We start from the raw sequence: 21,795 nt of genomic DNA, 5'->3' as shown, positions 1-21,795 counted from the left end.
TGAAGGAGAAACAACATGGTAAAGATCATTCAAGCATACATCCCAAAACACAATCGCAACAGGCCAGGAAACGTGATGAAGCCGCTCTATATTACAGTGCATAATACATCTAACACTGCAAGAGGTGCGAATGCGGCGAGTCACGCAGCATTTGTTGCACGTTCAAGTACCGGCGTCAGCTGGCACTACACTGTCGACGATCAGGTGATTTATCAGCATTTACCGTTAAACGAAAACGGCTGGCACGCAGGGGATGGCAGAGGAACCGGCAATATGAAATCGATTGGAATTGAGATTTGTGAAAACGCAGAGGGCAACTTTGAACAAGCAGTTGAAAACGCTCAATGGCTCATTCGAAAGCTGATGGGAGATTTCGGGATTCCTTTATCAAATGTGGTGCCTCATAAGCATTGGAGCGGGAAAGAGTGTCCAAGGAAACTGCTCGGACGGTGGGAGCAGTTTAAAGCTGGAATAGCCATAGCTCATACTGGCAGCAAAAGCACAAGAAAGCCAGTTCAGGCAGAAAGCTTGAGCCACAAAGCACCCGTCTCCAAACAGAAATCGTCAAAGCTGCCATCTGGCATTTTAAAAGTAACCAAACCCTTAACAAAAGGACCTCAAGTCACAGCGGTGCAAAAAGCATTATCTTCCCTCTATTTTTATCCAGACAAAGGAGCAAAAAACAATGGGATTGATGGCTATTATGGACCGAAAACGGCGAATGCCGTTAAGAGATTTCAGCTCATGAACGGCTTAGCTGCAGATGGGATTTACGGACCAAAGACGAAGAACAAAATGGAACAATTGCAGAAGAAGTGATCATTCATGAAGTGCTATCAGCAAGTGAAGGGATTTTTCCTTGCTGATAGCTAATAAAAAATGACATCGTTTATGATATAATCACAAATCATTGAAGCTTTCATAAGGGGAGAGAAAAATGAAAAAAGAACTGTGCCAAGTCATAATGTTTTCAGGGCTACTCATTTATTTCATTTATCACGGAATGACGAGCGATTTCCCTGTGTCTTACACAATCATTCTCATCACGGCTTATGTCTCTGTGATCACGTACCGAATCATAAAGATATTAAGATTAAGAAAAAACAAAGAACAAACACAACTTTAAGAGATATATACATAAAAAAACCATCCTTGATCTCTCAAGAATGGTTTTTCGTATGGAGCATAGCGGGATCGAACCGCTGACCTCTACGCTGCCAGCGTAGCGCTCTCCCAGCTGAGCTAATGCCCCGGGATGTTTCAACAAATATTATTATATTTAATTCCCCCTTAGAATACAAGGGGGAAGGCTATTTTTTTATTTTTGATGAGAAATCTCTCAATTTTGTATTATGCATTATTTTTAACCTTGGGGACGACTTGGGGACGGAAATTTCCTATCTCTGAATTTGTGTTTCTCAGATGTTTAGGATCAAACTTGTTAAAGTGATTCGCCGCACTCTTTTTCATTTCATCTGTTACATGGCCATATATATCAGAAGTTGTTCTGGCGCTAGCGTGTCCGGCACGTCTTTGAATGGCACTTATGCTTTCGCCAGCTTCCATCAATAAAGCAACCATAGTGTGACGCAAATCATGTAAACGGATATTTTTTATTTTATATTTTTGCGTGATTCGATTCCATTTGGTAGTAGGTGTTGTGAAATAATAGGGCTTTCCAAAGCCACTGTGGAAAATGTATTGATGATCTCCGCCCTCCCAGGCATCATTTAGCTTTTCCTTTTCTCTTTTCCACATATGATAGTATAGAGACAATTCATTCATATACCAATCTGGCATTTGAACAAATCGTTTTGAACTTTTTGACTTAGGGTCTTTCACATGCGGTTTACCTTGAATGGTCTTTGAAAGAGATCGGTTTATTCTAAATCCACCAGCATCCCAATCCACGTCTAAATGCCATTCAAGTGCTAGACCTTCGCCTCGTCTCAATCCCCCTATCATCGCTGCTAAGAAATAAAGTCTCCATTTAATATCAACTTCTTCATATAGAATCTTAATACATTGAGCAGCTTCAAAATAGTTCATTTCCTTCTTCTCGTTGACTGGCAAGGGCAATCCCTTCATTGGATCAATCTTGATAATCTTCCATTCTTCAGCTGCGGTTTTAAAAACTACCTGCAGTAATTTAAAGATATCTAATATTGTTCTTTCTCCTAATCCTCCTGGCTTACCATCTTTTCTCGCACCATCCTTCGATAAATCATCTAAAAAGTCTACGATATGTAAACTCTTTATCCGTTCTATCCTCATATGTCCAAAAACGGGGAGGATATGATTTTTTAAGTGACGCCAATAAACATCTGATGTTGTCAAAGAGTAAGGTTTTCCGCTCTTTTGATAGAGCTTCTTTTCTTTCCACTTATTGATGAAGGATTCAAATGTTAGTTTTTCTGGCTCAATATATTCTCCAGAATGGACTTCCATCTTGAACTGATAAAGTTGATCAGAGAGGTATTCCTGCAATTTTCTTTTAGTTTTTAACAGTTTATGATCTTCTATACGAATAGTTTTATATTTTCTTAACCTTTTTCCATTAGCATCATATCCAGTTTCAACAACCAATCTAAAAGAATTACTTCCTCTTTTTTCAATGCTAGCCATATAAAACGCTCCTTGTCTGAGAAAAAATTTTTTGATAATAAAGGTTTAAACGGTGACTTGCAAATTGAGGAGTAACCTTAAAAATATTAAACACACCATGACGATCGATAAAAGCCAATCTCCCTAGATGGAACAGAACAAGAATTAAAGAGTGAACTTGTTCAAAAGGACATTGATTCATATGAATTCATGGAGCCGGCGAAGATCCGGTACACGTGCACCATCGCTGAAGGTGAACTTGCTGGGGAAGTCATTAATGAATTAGCTCTTGTTGATGAAGATGGAAAGTTTACAGCCATTCGTACCATGACAGACAAGCAAAAAGATGGTGACATTGAATTCATCTTTGAGATTGATGATATTTACTAGGAAAGGAGTGCTCATCGATGGATATTAAATCTCCTAAAGTGTTTGAAACAAGTGACAAAGCTCATGCGGATTTGTTCAATGACATGGTGAAGGTATTACTTGAAAATGATACTGGACTGTTAGAACAACTCTTTGGCCATATTGACGACACCAAGCCGCATGCATCCGAATCGGAAAAAAAGAAATGGAATGAATCACAGCTGTATAAGATCACAGCTGATGACGGAAAATACTTGATTTCTGTCCCAGCTGACAAAAATATTTATGATGCGATAAAAGACAAAGGGACCTGTACTTTCATTGCATCCCCAGGGGTAGAAGATTCCCCAGCACCCAGCAATGCCTATTTGAGAGGTATTCAGACGGTGGGACAAAACAACATCGGGACCGGATTTGCGGTAGACACATCAGGTAATGCCTATTACTTCTACTATAATTCTAGCCATATATCTATCACTTGGACGCAGCTGCCGACAGTTGCCGAAAGGAATAAATGGAATAATGGTCAGTTATATAGGCTCACACCAAATGATGGAAGAGTTGCGAGGGTTCCAAATGGTACCGATATATTCAAATTACCGACAGGTCCATACATGGGAGCTCAATTGTTGAATGCACCAGTGGATAATGATACGAGTTTCTATTACATCAATGTGATGGAGACAGCCTATGAACAAAATGAAGTAGTTTATAAACATATAGTAGCAACTAGGTCATTTGATAACATAACTTGGATCGGCACATTCCATGCTCAAGGTTTCAAAGGGTGGGAGAGGATTATAACCAGTGGAGATGCAAAACTCGATTGGAAGTTTCCGACGATCGGAAACGGATGGAAAACATATAAATCTGAGGTTAATAATGATTATCGGGTACGTGTTGCAAAAGATGCTTTGGGTATTGTCCATGTCACTGGTGCAATCGCAGGTGGGACAGTGGGTGATGTTCCAGCGTTTACGTTACCGAAAGGGTGTGAGCCACCATTCCCTATTTATAATGTGGGCATTGCATCTAGTACAGGAGGGTTTAAGGGACCGCAGTTTAGTCGTCAGTATATTGCAACGGATGGTCGATTTATCATACAAGACACAACCAGCAATAATGAATTCATAACTGTTAACTGCACCTTTAAATCGAAGGAGTGAACCATATGAAACCTATATACGCCTATGATGAAAATTTCAAGTATATACGTGGTGGGGATAGAGAAATACCCGATGATGCTGAAATTCCAGAGGGCTTTACGGATGTCCAACCCCAAGATGGGTTATATTCAGCGGAATACAATCCTGCAAGCAAGAAATGGAGCGAGTCAGCAACCCAAGAATACATTGATAGCTTACAAATAGAACAACCGCCGTATGATATTGATTTACTAAAGCAGCAAAATGCGGTCTTAACTAAACAATTGACTGAACTGTCAAAGGAAGCAGCTGCAGCTAAATTGCGTGAAGCACAAATAGCGAAACAATTGGCTCAACTCATGACTGAGATTCAGGAGTTGAAGGGTGGTGAAAAATCATGATATATCCAACAGTTGCGGATATAAAGCAGTTTTGGGATTGGAAGTGTTATGGCCCAGAGGATATTGCTTTTTATGTAGAAATTGGTTGGATTAACAAAGAAGACTATCAAGAAATAACGGGAGAACAGTACGAAGCCTAAAGGGGCTTTTTATTTTGCCTTCTTTAAGGAGGTGGACAAAGTGAAGGAGTAGGTGAGTATGGTGGAAATGGATTTGGCGCAATATTTAATGACACAAGGGCCGTTTGCGGTGTTGTTTTGTTGGGTGCTGTTTTACGTATTAAACACAACAAAGGAAAGAGAAAACAAGCTCAATGAACAAATCGAAGCGCAAAATGAAGTGTTAGCAAAGTTTAGTGAAAAGTATGATGTCGTGATCGACAAGCTCGATAAAATTGAACGTAATTTAAAATAGGAGGGAACATTTATGAAAAACTTCGACAAAGGCACTGTGATACGCACGGTGCTTCTTTTAGTTGCATTGATCAATCAATTTTTAGTTATGTTCGGTAAAACGCCTTTACCATTGGATGAAGAGTCCGTAAACAATTTAGCAGACGTTTTATATGTTGCTGTCTCGACACTCTTTACAACGTTCATGACGCTTGTCGCATGGTTCAAAAACAACTATGTGACACCTAAAGGACAGAAGCAGAAAGAAGTCCTAAAACAAAAAGGATTAACGAAGTAAGGAGCTGCCACGAGGTGGCTCTTTTTAATACATCAAAAGGAGACGATGAAAGTGGTTAAAATCATTAAAGATTTTATTCCAAAGAGTAACCGCAACAGACCAGGCAACTATATGAAACCTTTATATATTACTGTCCATAACACAGCCAATACAGCAAAAGGGGCAAATGCAGCAAGTCACGCTAGCTTTGTGAAACGTTCAAACACAGCGGTAAGCTGGCACTACACTGTGGATGAAAATTGTATCTATCAACATTTGCCGTTGAATGAAAACGGTTGGCACGTAGGAGACGGCAGAGGAACCGGAAACATGAAGTCAATTGGAATTGAGATTTGCGAAAACGCAGACGGCAATTTTGAAAAAGCGGTCGAAAACGCTCAATGGCTCATTCGTCAGCTGATGACAGAGCAAGGCATTCCATTGGCCAACGTTGTACCACATAAGAGATGGAGCGGAAAAAATTGTCCTCGCAAGTTGTTGAATCGTTGGGATTCCTTCAAAGCGGGTATTGCAACCGCTCATACAAGTAAAAAGGCAACAGCAACACCTGTAAAAAATACACTATCCAAGCCAAAAGCGAGTAAGCCTAAAAAATCACTTAACTTACCATCTGGCATCATTAAAGTGACCAAACCTTTGACAAAGGGCGCTGGAGTAAAAGCATTACAGGAGGCTCTGGCTGCTGTTTATTTCTATCCTGAAAAGGGAGCTAAAAACAACGGGATTGATGGCTATTATGGACCAAAAACTGCGAATGCGGTCAAGCGGTTCCAGCTGATGCATAGGCTTGCTGCTGACGGCATTTACGGACCGAAGACAAAAGCGAAACTCGAAGCACTCTTGAAGTAAATTAAAAGCCCTTCCGTTTTGGAGGGGCTTTTTTGTTTGTCTTTATTCAGTTCGATGTCTCATTTTATTGATCGTTCTAAAGGATGCTTCAACGCCAATGAAAACGACAAAGAAAATTATAATCCAACTAACCAAGTCTGCCCAAATATTGGACATGTTAATAACACCAAATTTACTTAACCCGGATTGGATCACAAATGAAATCAAGGCAGTTATAAACACAGACAGAAACCAATTTGTTTTTTTCAATTGAAACACTTCCTTTCAAAAATTAAAGGAATTTACAAACATACTTAGTTGTTTTATTTTCATTTTTGTAACGTTTGCAAAATTCGTGGCCGCCCATGTCTAAAAGCTTTTTACCTAGCCATGCTAGACCTGCGCCAGCCAATACTTTGGCCGCCCATATCACTAATGGAGCAACCATAGTTGTAACTTCACCTTTTTGCTGTGCAGCTAATTGATCTTGATACACTTTTTCAGCATCAGTTCCGGCCAATGATTCTAAATGATTTTTGATCTCTAATGAAATATCCTTTGGTAAACCAGCATTGATAACTTTGGATTCATCAAAGGAAAAAGTTTTATCTACTTCATTGTATGCAGCAGCTTCGAAAATAGCCTGTGCAATTCTTTGTTGCTTTTGAGGGTCCCATTGTTCTTTTGCTGATGCCTGACCAAAAGCAGATGTGATTCCAAGAGTCACAATAAGTGTTAATACAAGTGTAAGTTTTACATTGAGCCTGCGCAATAAACCGTTCATACTAAACATCATCCCCCTAAAAGTATTGTCCTACACCCGTATGGTAACAATTAACAGGATATATTTTCCATACTTTTTATAAAAATGGTAAAAATATACTAAATGAAATCCCCGTCATTTGTGACGAGACTGTGAAGTGATTATTACTTGGCTATTCTTTCTTTTCCTCATCTTATTTCAAATTCTTTAACCATTTTACATTTTAGGTTTTTTGTTGAGAAATAACTTTGAAAGTTAAAAATATGTTGTATAATAAAAAATTAAGAATATTTGTCATTAGATTACAGGTTCGGAGGTTAAGGTAGTGTCCAAATACAAATTTGAAATAGATAAACTAAAATCATTAGAGAAAAATGAAAGCAAAAACCCTTTTGTTGAACAGCGAAGGCAGGCTTTGACTATATTCTTACATGTTGAATATGAGATGTTTACTGTAATATAAACCAAGTACAATTATTAATAAATAGAGGAGTATTTATGAAGTTAAATGAGTTTGCAATTGGACAGAAGTTCGAAACTAAGTCATTCAAATTAACAAAGGAAGATATTATAAGATTTGCAGGAGAATTTGATCCTCAATATATGCATTTGGATGAGGAAAAAGCAAATCAGGGAAGATTTAATGGAATCATTGCTTCTGGAATACAAACGCTAGCTATTTCATTTAAGCTCTGGATTGAACAAGGAGCCTATGGTGATGATGTCATTGCTGGAACACAGATGAATAATATAAATTTTATCAAACCAGTGTATCCAGATGATGAATTACATACTATTGTTGAGGTTATTGATAAAAGAGAAAAGAAAAATAAAACAGGCATTCTCACTGTATTGTTATCTACATTTAACGATAAAGAAGAAAAAGTTTTTGAGGGTGATTTATCTGTATTGATAAAACGATAAGGATTAATATCTTAAATTCATTAGTCATATGTGGCTCCTTTGCGGAGCTTAGGCTGTCGAGAAAATCTCGACAGCTTTATTTTTTCCTTAAATTTTCCATCTCCTCATTTTATAATAGAGAAAAGCCCACTAAAGAAAGGTGTTTTTTCTCATGTTCCAAACTAGAAGTTCTTCTCAGCACGCAGCCGAATTTGTATTGCTAGATCAATTGGTCGAAGAGGATCACCTGCTTCGTAAAATTGATCAGTAAAAATAAAAAAGATTGTAGAAAAACATGAATTTCTCTACAATCTGCGGGTCTCTCTTTAGAGACCTGTTTACTTTGTAAGTATTTTCTCCATTGCCATTACATCTACATAATGACCGTCGATTTTCCCTTGTTCTTTAAATATACCAACTTCGTGATAACCCATTGAAGTATATAGGGTCCTACCACATCGCCATCAAGTTAAGGTTTTAAAGTATCCCCTAAATGAAAATTTTCTTTCTCTACAGTTAGTTATTTTGAGAAGTCAGCTCATTTTTACAGGTAGATGCCAATTTACTCATTTTGGGGTATTTGCTTTTCTTAGGTTGATGGCGATGTGACGAGACCCCTGTTACAAGTTAGTACAAAATTAATTCTGAGGGTACTATAAAATTTTAGCTTGATGGGTAAGTGGTAGGACCTCAGAAAGGGATAATTCATGACAGATGCAATTGATTGTAATATTCGACAGTTGTTAGATCGGATTTCCTCCAAATGCGTCGGAATTATAGTGAGTCTCTAGGGAACTTATTCTCTATGAAGGGCAAAATAAGAGCCACCAACGGTAACGAAAATGGTTAAATCACTGGGGTAGAACTGTCTGACCGATCTGGAAAAATCAGAACAGGTGGAACTTCATTGGTGAATTAAAATCATTAAGCTAACGGGAACCGAAAGCTATTGTAGTTGAGACCGCGCTTAACCTTCAAAGTTCTTTGGTTTGATGCCTCTTTATAACTAAGAGATTTAGTGAGCATTGTCGCTGCTTTATTTCCATGCAATGTTAAGGTTCAGCGGCTGGTTCGATATTCTTCTTATTGAACTCTTCAGGATTAGTAAGAGATGCACAAGTAAATGAAGCGACAATAGTGGCTGCAATTTTATAATTTACAATGGAAAAGCCGTAGCTGCTGTTACGTAACTACGACTCCATTTTTTTGATTAGTCCAGGTGCATCATTTGAACAATATGCTCTGCTATACTTTGTTCTGTAAGTTTAGTTTGTTCAGAAGTATGAAGAGTAACAGCTTCATTAATCATGTTGGCATAGATTTGTACGTACAAAGTACGTTCATCAGAATATATTTCCTGCATACAAAGATTCAAATAATGCTTTAGTGCAATGACTAATTTTGAAGAGAGTAGAGGAATAATTTTGTTATAGTTCCGGCGACATTTCTTTTTAACTTGTTGATGATACTCAAATGCTGCGAATACTAATCGCAGCATATTGTCTTTTGTAAATGCACACACACCATTAGTATGTTGTTGAATAAGTTTTTCCGCTGATTTTCTTATAATCTCATCCAATAGTTCATATTTATCTTGGAAATGAGCATAGAAAGTTGCCCTATTGATTTGGGCCCGTTCCGTTAAATTTTGTATTGTGATTTTATCAAAATCTTTTTCTTCCATCAGTTCAAAAAATGACTCGAAAATGGATTCTCTTGTTCGAGTTGTACGAATATTTTTTACTTTAAGTCCCATGGATCTAGCTCCTTTTTTTTAAACCAACAAATGGCTCACATTGTTGGTTGTTCCTCAATGATGTTCCGGATATAATTGAACTACTAAAGCAACTATTGTTGTAATAGTATAATACTAAGAAGGTGGTTAGTCCATTCAGAAACTTAAAAGTGCAATAGTAAGTACCGATTTCATATAACAACGGAAAAATTTCAAAGTAATTAAAAACCAAATATTGGAGGAATTATAAATGAAACTTACAGGAAACACGATCTTCATTACAGGTGGCGGTTCAGGAATTGGACGTGCTTTGGCAGAAGCTTTACACAACCTTGGAAACAAAGTAATCATCTCGGGTAGAAGAAAAGAGCGTCTGAAGGAAGTACTAAGTGCTAATCCCGGAATGTCTGCAGTTGAACTGGACATACAGGATCTTTCCAGTATTGAGGCAACCGCTAAGCAACTTATTCGGGACTTCCCTGATTTGAATGTCTTATTTAATAACGCCGGCATCATGCCTTTTGATGAGGCTGCGGGTGTGATTAACGAAGAGGTTCTGGTTTCAACGGTCTCAACAAACTTGCTTGGACCAATTCGAATGACGTCTTCATTAATCGAACATTTGAAGTCTAAAGAAGAAGCTGTGATCATTAATACGACTTCTGCGGTCGGGTTTGTTCCGTACGCAGCGACTGCGGTGTATTCGGCGACCAAAGCAGCGCTCCATTCCTATACTTTATCACAACGTTATTTGTTTAAAGATACAACAGTAAAAGTATTAGAAATCATACCACCTGGGGTTCAAACGGAACTCATGACAGGTCTTAGTGACGATCCGCATGCGATGCCTCTTGAAGCATTCATTGAAGAAACAATAAAATTACTCGGTACGGATGCTGAAGAGATTATAGTGGAACAAGCGAAAATGATTCGTGATAATCAAGGCCCGAATGAAGGGGCTTTTGTAACGCAACTTAACGATATGGCGACCCAAGCATAAACAGAGCATTAATTTCATCCTTCTATGACTGTCGGTTTCATTGTTACTAAGCTATGCCTAAAGTCTATAGCAAATAAAAAATACCGTTGGGAGAGTCAATATGCAGAACAGCAATGATTATCAAAAGACTGCGCAGGTACTTAATGTCGAGTATTGGTGCATGAACGACTTCTCTAGAAGTCGTTGATCGTATTGATCTTGATGGTAACATGCGATAGTAACCGGCGGACATTCCGGAATTGGTCTTCAGACTGCCCTTGCATTGGCTGCTGCGGGTGCTATTGTCACCGTACTTGCTCGTTTACCTGACATATTCTAGATGTGAAAGCTTTATCGATCATTCTCCTGCAGGCCGTTTCCATTTTTCGTATCACCGATCCGGTTCTTCGAAAAATGGTCAGACACTTTTCTAAACTGTATCCTATAGAGTAGACACTAAAAAAGATCTGCTCTGTAGGGTACTTTTATGTATAATGAAAAAAATGGAGGAATCGGTGAACAATTAAATACAAAAAAAACTTTACTGAGAAAGAAATAGAAATACTATCTAATAGGGGGAGCGTCACATGCCCATCAAGTTAATATTTTTCAAGTCCCCCAAGATGGAAAACTAAGTTGAGAAACTTAAAATTTTCATTTTGCGGTATTCATTCTTCTTAGCTCTATGTGGTAGGACCCCTATTAGTCTATTTGCCGGAAGAATAGGTGTCTTTATTCAAAAAAATAAATCAATATCTAATAAGATTAATATTATTCAAGGTTCCTTGTTCACATTAATAGGATTAAAAATAACTTTCACTCAAAAATAAATATTTATAAAAAAAGGAGTAGTCTATATCTAAGTCTATATCTACTACTCCTTAGGCTGTCGAGAAAATCTCGACAGTTTTTTTGAAGGTTTAAACACGCCGTATATTGAATGAACTCCAAGTGAAAAAGACCATATATCGTTTCTTGAACAGTTCAAAAAACGAAAATGAGGGTTTTGTGGACATCTTGTCTTAAAAAACCTCACTTTCTATTCACGCTGAGCTTCTTTGAAGGAGCTCTTTTTTTGTTCTATTTGCGGTATCTTTTCGGTGCTTTGTAAATTCCTGTATGTAATAATATATGTCATATAAGGGATTTTTGTGGAGGGGGAGTAAGGGGATGGAGAAAGTTCTTTCTTCACATGTTGGTGTGAAAATAAATGAATGGTATAAAATGATTCGACAATTTAGTGTACCGGATGCAGAGATTTTAAAAGCTGAGGTAGAACAAGAAATTGAACGGATGGAAGAAGACCAGGATTTACTGATTTACTATCAATTGATGTGCTTTCGCCACCAGCTTATGCTTGATTATATTAAACCTTCAGAGCAGCGATCTTTATCCATTGCAGACCTAGTGGATAAAATCGAAAACTCAAATCATAAATTGTCCGGCATGCTGCAGTATTACAACGCTTTTTTTCGTGGGATGTACGAGTTCAGTATAAAAGAATATGTACAGGCCATCCAATACTATAAAATGGCCGAGAAACAACTTACGCTAGTTATAGATGATATTGAGCAAGCCGAGTTTCACTTCAAGGTGGCTGAAGCCTACTATATTATGAAACAAACCCATGTTTCGATGCACCATATTTTAAAAGCGCTTGAAATCTATGATCAATATGATCTTTATAAAGTGAGAAAAATTCAATGCTTATTTGTGATAGCAGGAAATTATGATGATTTGGCACGTCACGATAAATCAATTCCTCATCTAAAGAATGCAATTAAAATAGCAGAGGAAATTGGAGATCAAAAAATCCTAACTAAAGCCTTTTTGAATATTGGCCATACATTTGATAGAGACGGACAATGGGACGAGGCTATTATTTATTTTGAAAAAGCTATTCAAAAGGCAAATAATGATTCTGAGCTTCTTACTAAATTGTATTTTGCGATTAGCTGTACGCAATTTAAAGCGGGAAGACTTAAAGAAGGAGAAGTATATTTAAAAAAAGGAACTAATATACTTGAGGAAGCCCCTAACAAGCTTTATGAAAATCTATTTACCTTCTTAGAAGCGGTTTATGTTAATAATATAAATGAGGAGCAGCTGACAGAAGTGTTTCAGTTTTTAGAGCAGAAACAGCTTTTCGCTTATGCTGAAGCATGCTATATAGTGTATGCAGATGAGTATAGAAAACAAGGTCAATTTGAAAAGGCAACAGCTGCTTATCAAAAAGTATTAGAAACACAACTCAAAATTCAGAGAGGGGATTGTTTGTATGAGTTTTAAGAAGGGTTTTACGATGGTTGCTATTACGGTGGTTGCAGCTGCAGGAGTGTACAGTATTACAACTGATCGAAACACGACATCGATACAAATACAAAAAATCGATCGAAACACGACGATGATCGATCGAAACACAACTTCTCAAAACGTATAGGCAAAATTAAAACAGACCCTGCATGGTCTGTTTTTTTATGGGGACGGATTGGGGACCAACCCTTTCAGTTTTGTTCAGAAATGAAAATTTTTATTCAGAAAGGCTCATCATAGAACCTTATTAAATCAGCCTTTTTCAGAGAACGTCTGTTTGCTTCGGGTTATGTCGTTCACCCTGCCAGCGTAGCGCTCTCCCAGCTGAGCTAATGCCCCGAAGTGTTACGACATCATTTCTTATAATCAATCCTCCTGTAAAATTCAAGCTGTAAAACGAAAACACGTCGTCTATTTTTCTTTCTGATTAATCGGTATATAGTCAAAGATTTCTCCGGAATGAACAGAGTCGGCTAATCGTCTGAGCCAGTCATAATAGGCTTTTGAGCTTTCAAGCTGTTCAAGGAGCTGCTGCGCCTCATCTCTCACATGTTCCCGCGCCTGACCATCACGAGCCACATCTTGAAGGCGCTCTTGCGCTTCTTCAATCGCCGCTAAATTGACTTCGACCTCTCGCTCCCATTTTTGCGGGAAAAAGTTCATGAAAAACTTAAAAAAGTCTTTCTCAGCAACAAAGCTATGTTTTCTTCGGCCGCGGTGAAAGGTTTTTTTGACAATATTCATGTCTTGAAGTTTTTTCACACCCGTACTCATACTTGGCTTACTCATTTGTAGCTCTTCACGCATTTCATCTAGCGTCATTTCCTCATTTAAATACATTGTCCCATATAGGATACCGGCACTTCTTGTAATACCATAGAGATCCATCGTTTCAGCTATGGAATCAATGACTAGATCTTTAGCCGCTAAAATGCGTTCTTCTGCTTGTGGCTGTTCATGCTTTTTCATCTTGTCCCTGCTTTCTATTAAGAGAATTCAATACGTTCAAAAAAATCTTTATGGACTATATGTTAACGAAAGAATGCTAAATGTCAAAAGAAAATGAAGCATATCTCCCTTTGACAGAAAAATTTGAACATGTTAAGTTAATTATGTTCAAAACGTTAAATTTTTATTTAACAAACTTACCAAAGAGAATCAGAGGAGGTTCCTTCTATGAGTCAAACACTATTTATAGATGGACAATGGGTTGGCGCCAAGAGCGGCGACACACGGGACATCATCAATCCATTCAATCAAGAAGTGATCGCGACAGTCAGTGAAGGATCAAGAAATGACACGCAGCTAGCCATTAAAGCAGCGAGAAAAGCCTTCGATCAAGGTGATTGGGCAAACCTGCCTGGACTTGAAAGAGGAAATATTGTCTTTAAGATTGCTGAATTGATTAGACGAGACCTTGATGAACTAGCCAAATTAGAATCGCTTGATACAGGCAAAACATTAGAAGAAAGCAAGGCGGATATGGACGATATTGCAAACGTGTTCCAATATTACGCAGGACTTGCTGACAAAGATGGCGGGGAAATTATTGCATCGCCAATTCCGAACTCAAAAAGTGAACTAGTCAGAGAGCCTGTTGGCGTATGCGGACAAATCACTCCTTGGAACTATCCATTGCTTCAAGCAAGCTGGAAAATCGCTCCTGCTCTTGCAGCGGGGAATACCATCGTCTTAAAGCCAAGTGAAATTACACCATTAACCACGATTAAAGTATTCAAACTCATGGAAGAAGCCGGTGTTCCAGCTGGCGTTGCCAACCTAGTGCTTGGACCTGGTGCAACTGTTGGCGATGAGCTTGCTGTTAACGATCAAGTGGATTTAATTTCGTTTACAGGCGGTATTGAAACAGGCAAAAAAATTATGCAGGGAGCCAGTGGGAATGTGAAGAAAATTGCCCTTGAGCTCGGCGGGAAAAATCCGAATATTGTGTTTCAAGATGCTGATTTAGACGTAGCGGTTGACCAAGCAATGAATGCTGTGTTTTTCCATGCGGGGCAAGTGTGTTCAGCAGGTTCACGCTTGTTAGTGGAAGAATCCATTCATGATGAATTTTTAGAAGAACTGGTGAAGCGTACGAAAAAAATCAAGCTAGGCAACGGCTTTGATGAAGGAACGCAGAGCGGGCCACTTATCTCAGCTGAGCATCGAGAAAAAGTAGAAAAATACGTCAGCATCGGTCTAGAAGAAGGCGCAAAATTAGAAACAGGCGGAAAACGTCCTGAAGCAGAGGAGCTTCAAAATGGGTTCTTCTACTTGCCAACAATTTTCTCAGGCTGTACATCAGATATGCGGATTGTACAGGAAGAAGTCTTTGGACCAGTACTCACTGTCGAATCCTTCCGTTCAGAGGAAGAAGTCATCGAGCTGGCAAATGACACGATTTATGGTTTAGCAGGAGCAGTATGGTCTTCAGATATCGCAAAAGCGGAAAGAGTCGCTCGTCAGCTAAGGTTAGGCACTGTTTGGATCAACGACTTCCATCCTTATTTTGCTCAAGCACCGTGGGGCGGATATAAGCAATCAGGTCTCGGACGTGAGTTAGGACGAACGGGTCTTGAAGAATATACCGAACTGAAACATTTATATAGAAATACAAAACCTGAAGCGGTTCATTGGTTTAAATAAACAACACTTATTTGGAGGAGATTCTATATGACATTAAATATGAAAATTGAAAGCATGCAAAAATTCCATACATTTGAAATTCCGACTGTCATCAAGCATGGCATTGGTGCGGTGAAACATGTTGGAGAAGAAGTGAAAGCATACGGCGTCTCAAAGGTATTGCTCGTAACAGACCCTGGTATTTATCAAGCGGGTGTTGTGAATCCAGTGATTGCTTCATTAAAAGAAGCGCAAATTGATGTTGTCCTATTTGATAAAGTAGAGCCAAACCCTCCAGTACGTTTAGTGAATGAAGGCTCAGCGTTATATGAAAAAGAAGGCTGTAATGGATTAGTCGCAGTAGGCGGCGGAAGCTCAATGGATACAGCGAAGGCCATCGGTGTAGAGGCGACTCATGAAGGCTCAGTTCTTGATTACGAAGCGGCAGAGGGGAAAAAACCACTCGAAAATAGAATCCCTCCGTTAACCACCATTCCGACAACGGCTGGTACAGGTTCAGAGGTCACGCAGTGGGCGGTTATTACTGACGAAGAAAGAGAATTCAAATTCAATACAGGCGGACCGCTTATTGCAGCTCACCTAACAGTGATTGACCCAGAGCTTCATGTATCCATGCCGCCTCATGTGACGGCAATGACTGGAATTGATGCACTTGCGCACGCCATCGAATGCTATACAATGAAATTTGCTCAGCCAATTACGGATGCAGTGGCGCTCATGGCAATTGAATATGCTGCTCACTATATTCGCCGTGCCTTTGCTGACGGCGAGGATTTAGAAGCAAGATATGGAATGGCACAAGCTGCGATGCTTGCAGGACTTTCTTATGGAAGTGAATCAGCTGGTGCAGCACATGCGATGAGTCAAACACTCGGAGGCATTATTCCTGTAGCGCATGGTCAGTGTGTAGCAGCGATGATGGGACCAGTGATGGAGTATAACTGGAAAGGATACCCGGAAAAATTCGCTCGAATTGCGCAAGCATTCGGTATCGATACAAGCAGAATGTCAACAGAGGAAGCAGCAAAAGCAGCTGTGAACTGGATGTATGATTTAGTGGAGGATCTAGAAGTTCCTTCATTAGAAGAACAAGGTGTATCAAAAGATATGATTGACCGTTTATCTAAAGAAGCGATGAAAGATCCGCAAACAGTTGGAAACCCAAGAGATCTAAACGAAAAAGCATACAACTGGATTTATGCACGCTGCTTTGATTTAACACCTAAAACGGTGTAACAATGAAAAAAGGCTCCCAAATGAGGGAGTCTTTTTGATGTCTTATAGTTGTTCTTTTATTTCTTTGATTTGATGAATATGGCGTTTTTCGTGCGCCCCGATAAAATCAAGATATTGCTTAAGTGATAACTCTTCAAACACAGGGTGTGCAATCACACGTTTAAAATCATCTTCAGTAAACGTTGATAAAATTTGATTGAGCTGCTCACGTGCTGTATCAAGCTCATCCTTTAAATGTGTAGGTGTGACATGCTTTTGCTCAGGCTCAACAATACTAGGCGCAGTGACTTTTCTTGAACGATCCTCTGCCATTTCTACCGGTTTTGGCTCATATTCTTTAATCGGTGCTTTTTTTCCCTCCGCAGCTAGATACTTTGCTGCAACTAAGTCCATCTTCTTTAAATGATCTGCCACCTCTTGAATACTCCAAGTATCTTCAGATAACTTTTGGTTTAATTGTTCTTCGCTCAACCCTTGCAGCTCCTGCCACAATTCTTGTCTTGCATCATGTAATAAACTCATTTTCATCACCTCAAGATCAAATTTTATCATACTGGTATATGACAATCATTCTTTAGCTATCAGAGAATTCCTTTGAAGAATTGTGATGAAATATGAAACCTTTACAAAAGTGGTTCGTATTACCTGCTAGAAGGAATACATTGGAGGTGAGTATGGTCTAAACGAAACAAAGGCTGTTCATTTCATGATGAAAGGGTGAGGAAGATGGATGTGTTTGGGCTGCCTCTTCAAACGCTGTATTTATACATATTGATGATATCAGGAATCCTGACACTTGTTTTCGTCTTTTTCGGCGATGTATTTGATGGATTGTTTGAAGCGATTCCTGTTCCATTCCTTCAACCAACATTGATCCTCGCATTTCTTACCTTTTTCTCGGCTGGAGGGTTTATCTCTGAAAAAACAGCAATTGTAGGAAGTGGGCTTGGAGCGGTATTATCTGCCATCCTCGCAGTGGTTCTAGTGACCTGTTTAAATGTATTTATCTTAGTCCCGCTTTCCTCTGCTGAAGAATCTCTCTCATATACGGAGGCCGATTTAAAAGGAAGAAATGGGGAGATCATTGTATCTGTTCCAAAAGACGGGTTTGGAGAAGTGCTGTTAATTAGTAATAGCGGGAAAATCTCAAAGCCAGCCGTCAGTTTCGATCAAGAGGAGATTCCGTATGGAACCCGCGTGCTTGTTGTCGAAGTGAACAAAGGTGTTTTATCTGTCATACCAAATGAAGAAATCTAGGAGGGAATGCAATGCCAGGAACAACGATTTTGATTATCATCGGAATTGTCCTTGTGATTCTTATTGCACTTATTGGCGTGTTTGTTTCAAAATACCGGACAGCAGGTCCAGATGAAGCGTTAATCGTCACAGGAAGTTATCTAGGAAGTAAAAATGTCCATGTGGATGAAGGTGGAAACAAGATTAAGATTGTCAGAGGGGGCGGTACCTTCGTACTCCCTGTCTTTCAACAAGCAGAGCCGCTCAGCTTACTATCGAGCAAGCTAGATGTCTCAACGCCTGAGGTTTATACCGAGCAGGGTGTACCTGTAATGGCCGATGGAACCGCAATCATTAAAATTGGCGGATCGATTGAAGAAATCGCCACTGCGGCAGAGCAGTTTTTAGGTAAAACAAAAGAAGACCGCGAAAACGAAGCAAGAGAAGTACTAGAAGGTCACCTTCGTTCGATCTTAGGATCAATGACAGTTGAAGAGATTTATAAAAACAGAGAGAAGTTTTCTCAAGAAGTACAACGTGTTGCTTCTCAAGATTTAGCGAAAATGGGTCTTGTCATTGTTTCGTTTACGATCAAAGATGTCCGTGATAAAAATGGCTATTTAGAATCTCTAGGTAAGCCAAGAATTGCTCAAGTGAAACGTGATGCAGATATTGCAACAGCTGAAGCGGATAAAGAAACACGTATCAAACGTGCCGAGGCAGATAAAGATGCGAAAAAATCTGAGCTTGAGCGTGCCACCGAAATCGCTGAAGCAGAAAAAATCAATGAGCTGAAAAGAGCAGAATTCAGACGGGAACAGGATACAGCGAAAGCAAGCGCTGACCAAGCGTATGATCTAGAAACAGCTCGCAATCGTCAGCACGTGACCGAACAAGAAATGCAAGTGAAAATCATCGAACGCCAGAAGCAGATTGAATTAGAAGAAAAAGAGATTCAGCGTCGTGAACGTCAATACGATTCTGAAGTGAAAAAGAAAGCGGATGCGGACCGTTATGCTGTGGAGCAATCGGCTGCGGCGGAAAAAGCGAAGCGTCTCGCTGAAGCTGATGCGAAGAAATACAGCATCGAAGCAATGGCGAAAGCAGAAGCTGAGAAAGTCCGAATTGACGGGCTGGCAAAAGCGGAAGCTGATCGTGCGAAAGGGGAAACAGAAGCAGAAGTCATTAGACTGAAAGGACTTGCGGAAGCCGAAGCGAAAGAAAAAATTGCTGAAGCATTCGAACAGTATGGTCAGGCAGCGATCCTTGATATGATTGTGAAAATGCTTCCTGAATATGCGAAGCAAGTATCTGCACCACTTTCTAACATTGATAAAATTACAGTTGTTGATACAGGCGGTAACGGGGAAGGCAGCGGTGCCAATAAAGTCACAGGCTATGCCACAAACCTGATGTCCAGCCTTCAAGAAAGCCTGAAAGCATCCTCTGGAATTGATGTCAAAGAAATTATTGAGAACTTTTCGGGCAAAGGCAATGTGAAGCAAAGCATTCAAGAACTAACGAATGAAATCAAACAGCCAAGAAAAAAAGAAATAGCTGATCGTCAAATAGAAGAATAACATCAAAAGACACCTTCCAGCAGCAGAAGGTGTCTTTTTTACTTGAGCCTGATATTTATATGAAGAAAGATTCACAAGAATGGCTGCGGATATCATCATGAACACTATCGAGGCCCCGCCATAGCTAATGAAGGGAAGGGGTATGTCTATAATGGGGAGAGGTCCAAATACAGTCCCTGGATTAAAGAACGCTATCCTTTACGAATTGAATTTTTAAAAATAGCAACTTATCATAATAAAGATAGAGTGAGAACTTGCATAAAGGAGTGGCATAGATGAAGATTAGACATGCAGTACATAAAGATATTCCTAAAATCGCCGAGATTCATGTGAAGAGCTGGCAAACGACTTATCACGGCATTATTTCACAAGATTATTTGGATGCTTTAAATGTAGAGGAGCGGGAAGAGAGCTGGAGAAGCAGATCGCTTGAAGGTACGTTTGTTGTAGAAGACGCTGACGGAGTATTTGGTTTTGCTTCCTTCGGAAAACAACGTGATGAGCGCTATTCAACATATGATGGTGAGCTTTACGCCATCTATTTATTACAGCAGAATCAAAAGTCAGGAGCGGGTATCGCTTTGATTGCAAAAGGAGTGGACTATTTAATAGAGAAGGGTTATCAGAATATGATGCTATGGGTATTTGAACAGAATTCGGCGAAGCAATTTTATCAAAAGCTTCAGCCTAGTTTTGTCGTCACCAGCCAGTTCGAGCTGGCTGGCGAGAAGCATGATGAAATAGGGTATGGATGGGAGCTGCCTGTATTAAATGAACATGTACAACGAATTAAATCGTCAGCTTCCAATAATAATGAGAGAAAAAGGTGAAGAGTGTAGCAAGCAAAATATAAGAAATAAAAGGAGAAGCTTCTACTTTTCCTTTCATGCCTGCTATTTTTAATGCTTCATAGAAACCTGCCAAAAAGTAAGCAAGACTGAGAATATAGCAGCACAGCATAATGGAGTAAGGATTCATTGACGTACCTCCAGCTTGAAATCTTCTACTATTAATAGATTCCATAGAGTAGCAAATTATGCATAAAAAAATAACCAGCTGAAATCAGTTGGTTATTTTTGATGAGGAAAAACCAAACGAGATGCACTTGGTATTAATAAACAAAGAACGATACTGCAAATAATAAAAGATGGAACCATATACGTGCTGTTATAAATTAAAGAGTAGACCCATCCAGGTGTTCCTTTTGGTGCATATTGCGAAAAGAATATGACGCCAGAAATAAAGAACGTCAGCAGTCTAAAGAAACTGGCGACAAATACGGATAGAATAATATAGAAGAATTGTTTCTTTCGCTTTTTATCCTGAATTGCTTTTTTGATCAATCCTGAAAATAGCCCGCTTAGACAAATGACAACAGATGCCACGAAATAATCGAGAAATCCTTGTACAGGTGTAGCGATAATAGGGCTATTCATCAGCTGCAGGCCGGCAATTAACACACCGATGATAAACCCGGTAGACATTCCCCATCTAATAGACATGAGAATGACGGGAATCATGATCAGCGCAATAGACCCGCCATTCGGCATCCTTAAAAAGAGACCTGATAAGTAATCTAATACAAGTGCAAGCGAAGTCATAATCGCGATTTCCATAAGGCGTACTAATTGATTTGATTGCTGCATAAAAAAATCTCCTTTTTCATGAATTGAGCAAGGAGAGACCGTGTAAGGATGAGTATGTTATTCATAGAAAAACATATCGGTTTGAATACACCACATGTATTCAAGTGATTCCACATTCCTACTTCAGTATTAACTGACAGGTTCAAAGGGTCAGAACAACGAATCGTTCACTCTCAGCACAAAGCTCCCCCTGCGGTTATTTAGTTTCAATCTATTATAAATATACTAGAGACCATCAGGATCAACAATAGAGAATTACTGCGATAAGCACTTTTTGTAGCAATATATAGGAAGAGATAAGGAAAAATAAATTATTTAGAAAAAATACTTGTTTCTTCTTTCAAAAGGTGTTATATTTGTATTCGCCGCTAAAACAGCGCGGTTGATAAATAACATGAAGAAAAAAGTTGTTGACTTTACCTTGATAGAATGTTATATTAGTAAAGTCGCTTCTGAGCGATAACGAACATGATCTTTGAAAACTAAACAAGACAAAACGCACCTGTTAATTCGAGTTTTTATAAAAAAATCCTATGATACATCATAGGTAGTCAGTCAAACTGACGAGGCAGGAAGGATCACATACTAAGTTCGCTGCATCGTGTAGCAACGCATGTGTGATATGCATCCTGCATACCTCGGAGAGTTTGATCCTGGCTCAGGACGAACGCTGGCGGCGTGCCTAATACATGCAAGTCGAGCGGACAGAAGGGAGCTTGCT

The 21,795-nt window shown here is 39.2% G+C and carries 24 protein-coding genes, 1 tRNA gene, 1 rRNA gene, 3 pseudogenes and 1 riboswitch; of the genes and pseudogenes, 19 read left to right on the top strand and 10 right to left on the bottom strand.

The window, feature by feature from the left end; translation table 11 throughout:
* Nucleotides 1-15 precede the first annotated feature (15 nt).
* Nucleotides 16-819: a peptidoglycan recognition protein family protein gene (locus tag ACSLGF_RS04560; protein WP_456002947.1), complete on the top strand. Its 804-nt coding sequence runs from the start codon at nt 16-18 to the stop codon at nt 817-819.
* Nucleotides 820-1,179: 360 nt separating this feature from the next.
* On the opposite strand, the gene ACSLGF_RS04555 is transcribed toward ACSLGF_RS04560, so the two are convergent.
* Both ACSLGF_RS04555 and ACSLGF_RS04550 read right to left on the bottom strand, forming a co-directional pair.
* A tRNA-Ala gene (locus tag ACSLGF_RS04555) sits at nt 1,180-1,252 on the bottom strand.
* Nucleotides 1,253-1,350: 98 nt separating this feature from the next.
* The gene (locus tag ACSLGF_RS04550) at nt 1,351-2,625 is read right to left on the bottom strand and encodes a tyrosine-type recombinase/integrase (RefSeq protein ID WP_456002945.1); all 1,275 of its coding nucleotides are present in this window, start codon (nt 2,623-2,625) and stop codon (nt 1,351-1,353) included.
* Between the two features lie 111 nt (nt 2,626-2,736).
* Between ACSLGF_RS04550 and ACSLGF_RS04545 the strand changes: the two are divergent.
* The 7 genes and pseudogenes from ACSLGF_RS04545 to ACSLGF_RS04515 form a co-directional block, all read left to right on the top strand.
* Nucleotides 2,737-2,994, top strand: a pseudogene (locus ACSLGF_RS04545) (phage tail protein); the annotation flags it as partial.
* Nucleotides 2,995-3,011: 17 nt separating this feature from the next.
* Entirely contained in the window at nt 3,012-4,139 is a 1,128-nt protein-coding gene (locus ACSLGF_RS04540) for a hypothetical protein (protein ID WP_456002944.1), read from the top strand.
* Nucleotides 4,140-4,144: 5 nt separating this feature from the next.
* Nucleotides 4,145-4,519, top strand: coding sequence for a hypothetical protein (locus ACSLGF_RS04535; RefSeq protein WP_456002942.1), 375 nt, complete (start codon nt 4,145-4,147; stop codon nt 4,517-4,519).
* Entirely contained in the window at nt 4,516-4,659 is a 144-nt protein-coding gene (locus ACSLGF_RS04530; protein WP_008361281.1) for an XkdX family protein, read from the top strand. The genes ACSLGF_RS04535 and ACSLGF_RS04530 overlap by 4 nt, the downstream gene beginning before the upstream one ends.
* Nucleotides 4,660-4,720: 61 nt before the next feature.
* The gene (locus ACSLGF_RS04525; protein WP_025092921.1) at nt 4,721-4,933 is read left to right on the top strand and encodes a BhlA/UviB family holin-like peptide; all 213 of its coding nucleotides are present in this window, start codon (nt 4,721-4,723) and stop codon (nt 4,931-4,933) included.
* 12 nt (nt 4,934-4,945) lie between these two features.
* A complete protein-coding gene (locus ACSLGF_RS04520; RefSeq protein ID WP_456002940.1) occupies nt 4,946-5,209 on the top strand; it encodes a phage holin in 264 nt (87 codons plus the stop codon).
* A 51-nt stretch (nt 5,210-5,260) separates the two neighbouring features.
* Nucleotides 5,261-6,058 (top strand): peptidoglycan recognition protein family protein, encoded by a 798-nt coding sequence (locus ACSLGF_RS04515; protein ID WP_456002938.1) that lies wholly within the window; start codon nt 5,261-5,263, stop codon nt 6,056-6,058.
* A 271-nt stretch (nt 6,059-6,329) separates the two neighbouring features.
* On the opposite strand, the gene ACSLGF_RS04510 is transcribed toward ACSLGF_RS04515, so the two are convergent.
* Nucleotides 6,330-6,821, bottom strand: coding sequence for a hypothetical protein (locus ACSLGF_RS04510; RefSeq protein ID WP_456002936.1), 492 nt, complete (start codon nt 6,819-6,821; stop codon nt 6,330-6,332).
* Nucleotides 6,822-7,298: 477 nt separating this feature from the next.
* Between ACSLGF_RS04510 and ACSLGF_RS04505 the strand changes: the two genes are divergently transcribed.
* Nucleotides 7,299-7,724: a MaoC family dehydratase gene (locus ACSLGF_RS04505; protein ID WP_456002934.1), complete on the top strand. Its 426-nt coding sequence runs from the start codon at nt 7,299-7,301 to the stop codon at nt 7,722-7,724.
* Nucleotides 7,725-8,041: 317 nt separating this feature from the next.
* Here ACSLGF_RS04505 and ACSLGF_RS04500 read toward each other — a convergent pair.
* Together ACSLGF_RS04500 and ACSLGF_RS04495 are read right to left on the bottom strand one after the other, a co-directional pair.
* Nucleotides 8,042-8,158 (bottom strand): annotated as a pseudogene (locus ACSLGF_RS04500) (arsinothricin resistance N-acetyltransferase ArsN1 family A); the annotation flags it as partial.
* Nucleotides 8,159-8,913: 755 nt separating this feature from the next.
* Nucleotides 8,914-9,459, bottom strand: coding sequence for a TetR/AcrR family transcriptional regulator (locus ACSLGF_RS04495; protein WP_456002932.1), 546 nt, complete (start codon nt 9,457-9,459; stop codon nt 8,914-8,916).
* Nucleotides 9,460-9,688: 229 nt separating this feature from the next.
* On the opposite strand from ACSLGF_RS04495, the gene ACSLGF_RS04490 reads away from it, so the two are divergent.
* The 4 genes from ACSLGF_RS04490 to ACSLGF_RS04475 all read left to right on the top strand — a co-directional run bounded on the left by ACSLGF_RS04490 (nt 9,689) and on the right by ACSLGF_RS04475 (nt 12,857).
* Entirely contained in the window at nt 9,689-10,438 is a 750-nt protein-coding gene (locus ACSLGF_RS04490) for an SDR family oxidoreductase (RefSeq protein WP_456002930.1), read from the top strand.
* A 214-nt stretch (nt 10,439-10,652) separates the two neighbouring features.
* Entirely contained in the window at nt 10,653-10,757 is a 105-nt protein-coding gene (locus tag ACSLGF_RS04485) for a hypothetical protein (RefSeq protein ID WP_456003256.1), read from the top strand.
* Between the two features lie 830 nt (nt 10,758-11,587).
* Nucleotides 11,588-12,706: a response regulator aspartate phosphatase gene (locus ACSLGF_RS04480; protein ID WP_456002928.1), complete on the top strand. Its 1,119-nt coding sequence runs from the start codon at nt 11,588-11,590 to the stop codon at nt 12,704-12,706.
* Nucleotides 12,696-12,857: a RapH phosphatase inhibitor gene (locus ACSLGF_RS04475; protein ID WP_456002926.1), complete on the top strand. Its 162-nt coding sequence runs from the start codon at nt 12,696-12,698 to the stop codon at nt 12,855-12,857. Before ACSLGF_RS04480 ends, ACSLGF_RS04475 begins: the two co-directional genes overlap by 11 nt.
* Nucleotides 12,858-13,141: 284 nt before the next feature.
* On the opposite strand, the gene cudC is transcribed toward ACSLGF_RS04475, so the two are convergent.
* Nucleotides 13,142-13,699 carry a choline uptake/conversion transcriptional regulator CudC gene (cudC, locus tag ACSLGF_RS04470; RefSeq protein ID WP_456002924.1) on the bottom strand — a complete coding sequence of 186 codons (558 nt, stop codon included), beginning with the start codon at nt 13,697-13,699 and terminating at the stop codon, nt 13,142-13,144.
* 207 nt (nt 13,700-13,906) lie between these two features.
* Between cudC and betB the strand changes: the two genes are divergently transcribed.
* Entirely contained in the window at nt 13,907-15,376 is a 1,470-nt protein-coding gene (gene betB, locus ACSLGF_RS04465; protein WP_456002922.1) for a betaine-aldehyde dehydrogenase, read from the top strand.
* 27 nt (nt 15,377-15,403) lie between these two features.
* Nucleotides 15,404-16,612, top strand: a complete 1,209-nt coding sequence (locus tag ACSLGF_RS04460) for an iron-containing alcohol dehydrogenase (RefSeq protein WP_456002920.1) — start codon at nt 15,404-15,406, stop codon at nt 16,610-16,612.
* Nucleotides 16,613-16,654: 42 nt separating this feature from the next.
* On the opposite strand, the gene ACSLGF_RS04455 is transcribed toward ACSLGF_RS04460, so the two are convergent.
* Nucleotides 16,655-17,134, bottom strand: a complete 480-nt coding sequence (locus ACSLGF_RS04455; RefSeq protein ID WP_456002918.1) for a DinB family protein — start codon at nt 17,132-17,134, stop codon at nt 16,655-16,657.
* Between the two features lie 204 nt (nt 17,135-17,338).
* Between ACSLGF_RS04455 and ACSLGF_RS04450 the strand changes: the two genes are divergently transcribed.
* Together ACSLGF_RS04450 and ACSLGF_RS04445 are read left to right on the top strand one after the other, a co-directional pair.
* Nucleotides 17,339-17,869 (top strand): hypothetical protein, encoded by a 531-nt coding sequence (locus ACSLGF_RS04450; RefSeq protein WP_456002917.1) that lies wholly within the window; start codon nt 17,339-17,341, stop codon nt 17,867-17,869.
* Nucleotides 17,870-17,880: 11 nt separating this feature from the next.
* Nucleotides 17,881-19,428, top strand: a complete 1,548-nt coding sequence (locus ACSLGF_RS04445; protein WP_008344044.1) for a flotillin family protein — start codon at nt 17,881-17,883, stop codon at nt 19,426-19,428.
* A gap of 57 nt (nt 19,429-19,485) precedes the next feature.
* On the opposite strand, the pseudogene ACSLGF_RS04440 reads toward ACSLGF_RS04445, so the two are convergent.
* Nucleotides 19,486-19,620, bottom strand: a pseudogene (locus tag ACSLGF_RS04440) (FtsW/RodA/SpoVE family cell cycle protein); the annotation flags it as partial.
* An 83-nt stretch (nt 19,621-19,703) separates the two neighbouring features.
* Between ACSLGF_RS04440 and ACSLGF_RS04435 the strand changes: the two are divergent.
* Nucleotides 19,704-20,258, top strand: coding sequence for an N-acetyltransferase family protein (locus ACSLGF_RS04435; RefSeq protein WP_456002916.1), 555 nt, complete (start codon nt 19,704-19,706; stop codon nt 20,256-20,258).
* Here ACSLGF_RS04435 and ACSLGF_RS04430 read toward each other — a convergent pair.
* Together ACSLGF_RS04430 and thiT are read right to left on the bottom strand one after the other, a co-directional pair.
* Nucleotides 20,218-20,406, bottom strand: coding sequence for a hypothetical protein (locus ACSLGF_RS04430; RefSeq protein WP_456002914.1), 189 nt, complete (start codon nt 20,404-20,406; stop codon nt 20,218-20,220). The genes ACSLGF_RS04435 and ACSLGF_RS04430 overlap by 41 nt on opposite strands.
* A gap of 92 nt (nt 20,407-20,498) precedes the next feature.
* Nucleotides 20,499-21,074, bottom strand: coding sequence for an energy-coupled thiamine transporter ThiT (gene thiT / locus ACSLGF_RS04425; protein WP_456002912.1), 576 nt, complete (start codon nt 21,072-21,074; stop codon nt 20,499-20,501).
* A gap of 98 nt (nt 21,075-21,172) precedes the next feature.
* Nucleotides 21,173-21,275: riboswitch (TPP riboswitch) on the bottom strand.
* A gap of 434 nt (nt 21,276-21,709) precedes the next feature.
* On the opposite strand from thiT, the gene ACSLGF_RS04420 reads away from it, so the two are divergent.
* Nucleotides 21,710-21,795 (top strand): 16S ribosomal RNA (locus tag ACSLGF_RS04420); the annotation flags it as partial.

Source organism: Bacillus sp. A015 (assembly GCF_053851875.1).
The sequence above is the reverse complement of the archived record's forward strand: the minus strand, read 5'-3'. Positions and strand labels throughout refer to the sequence as shown.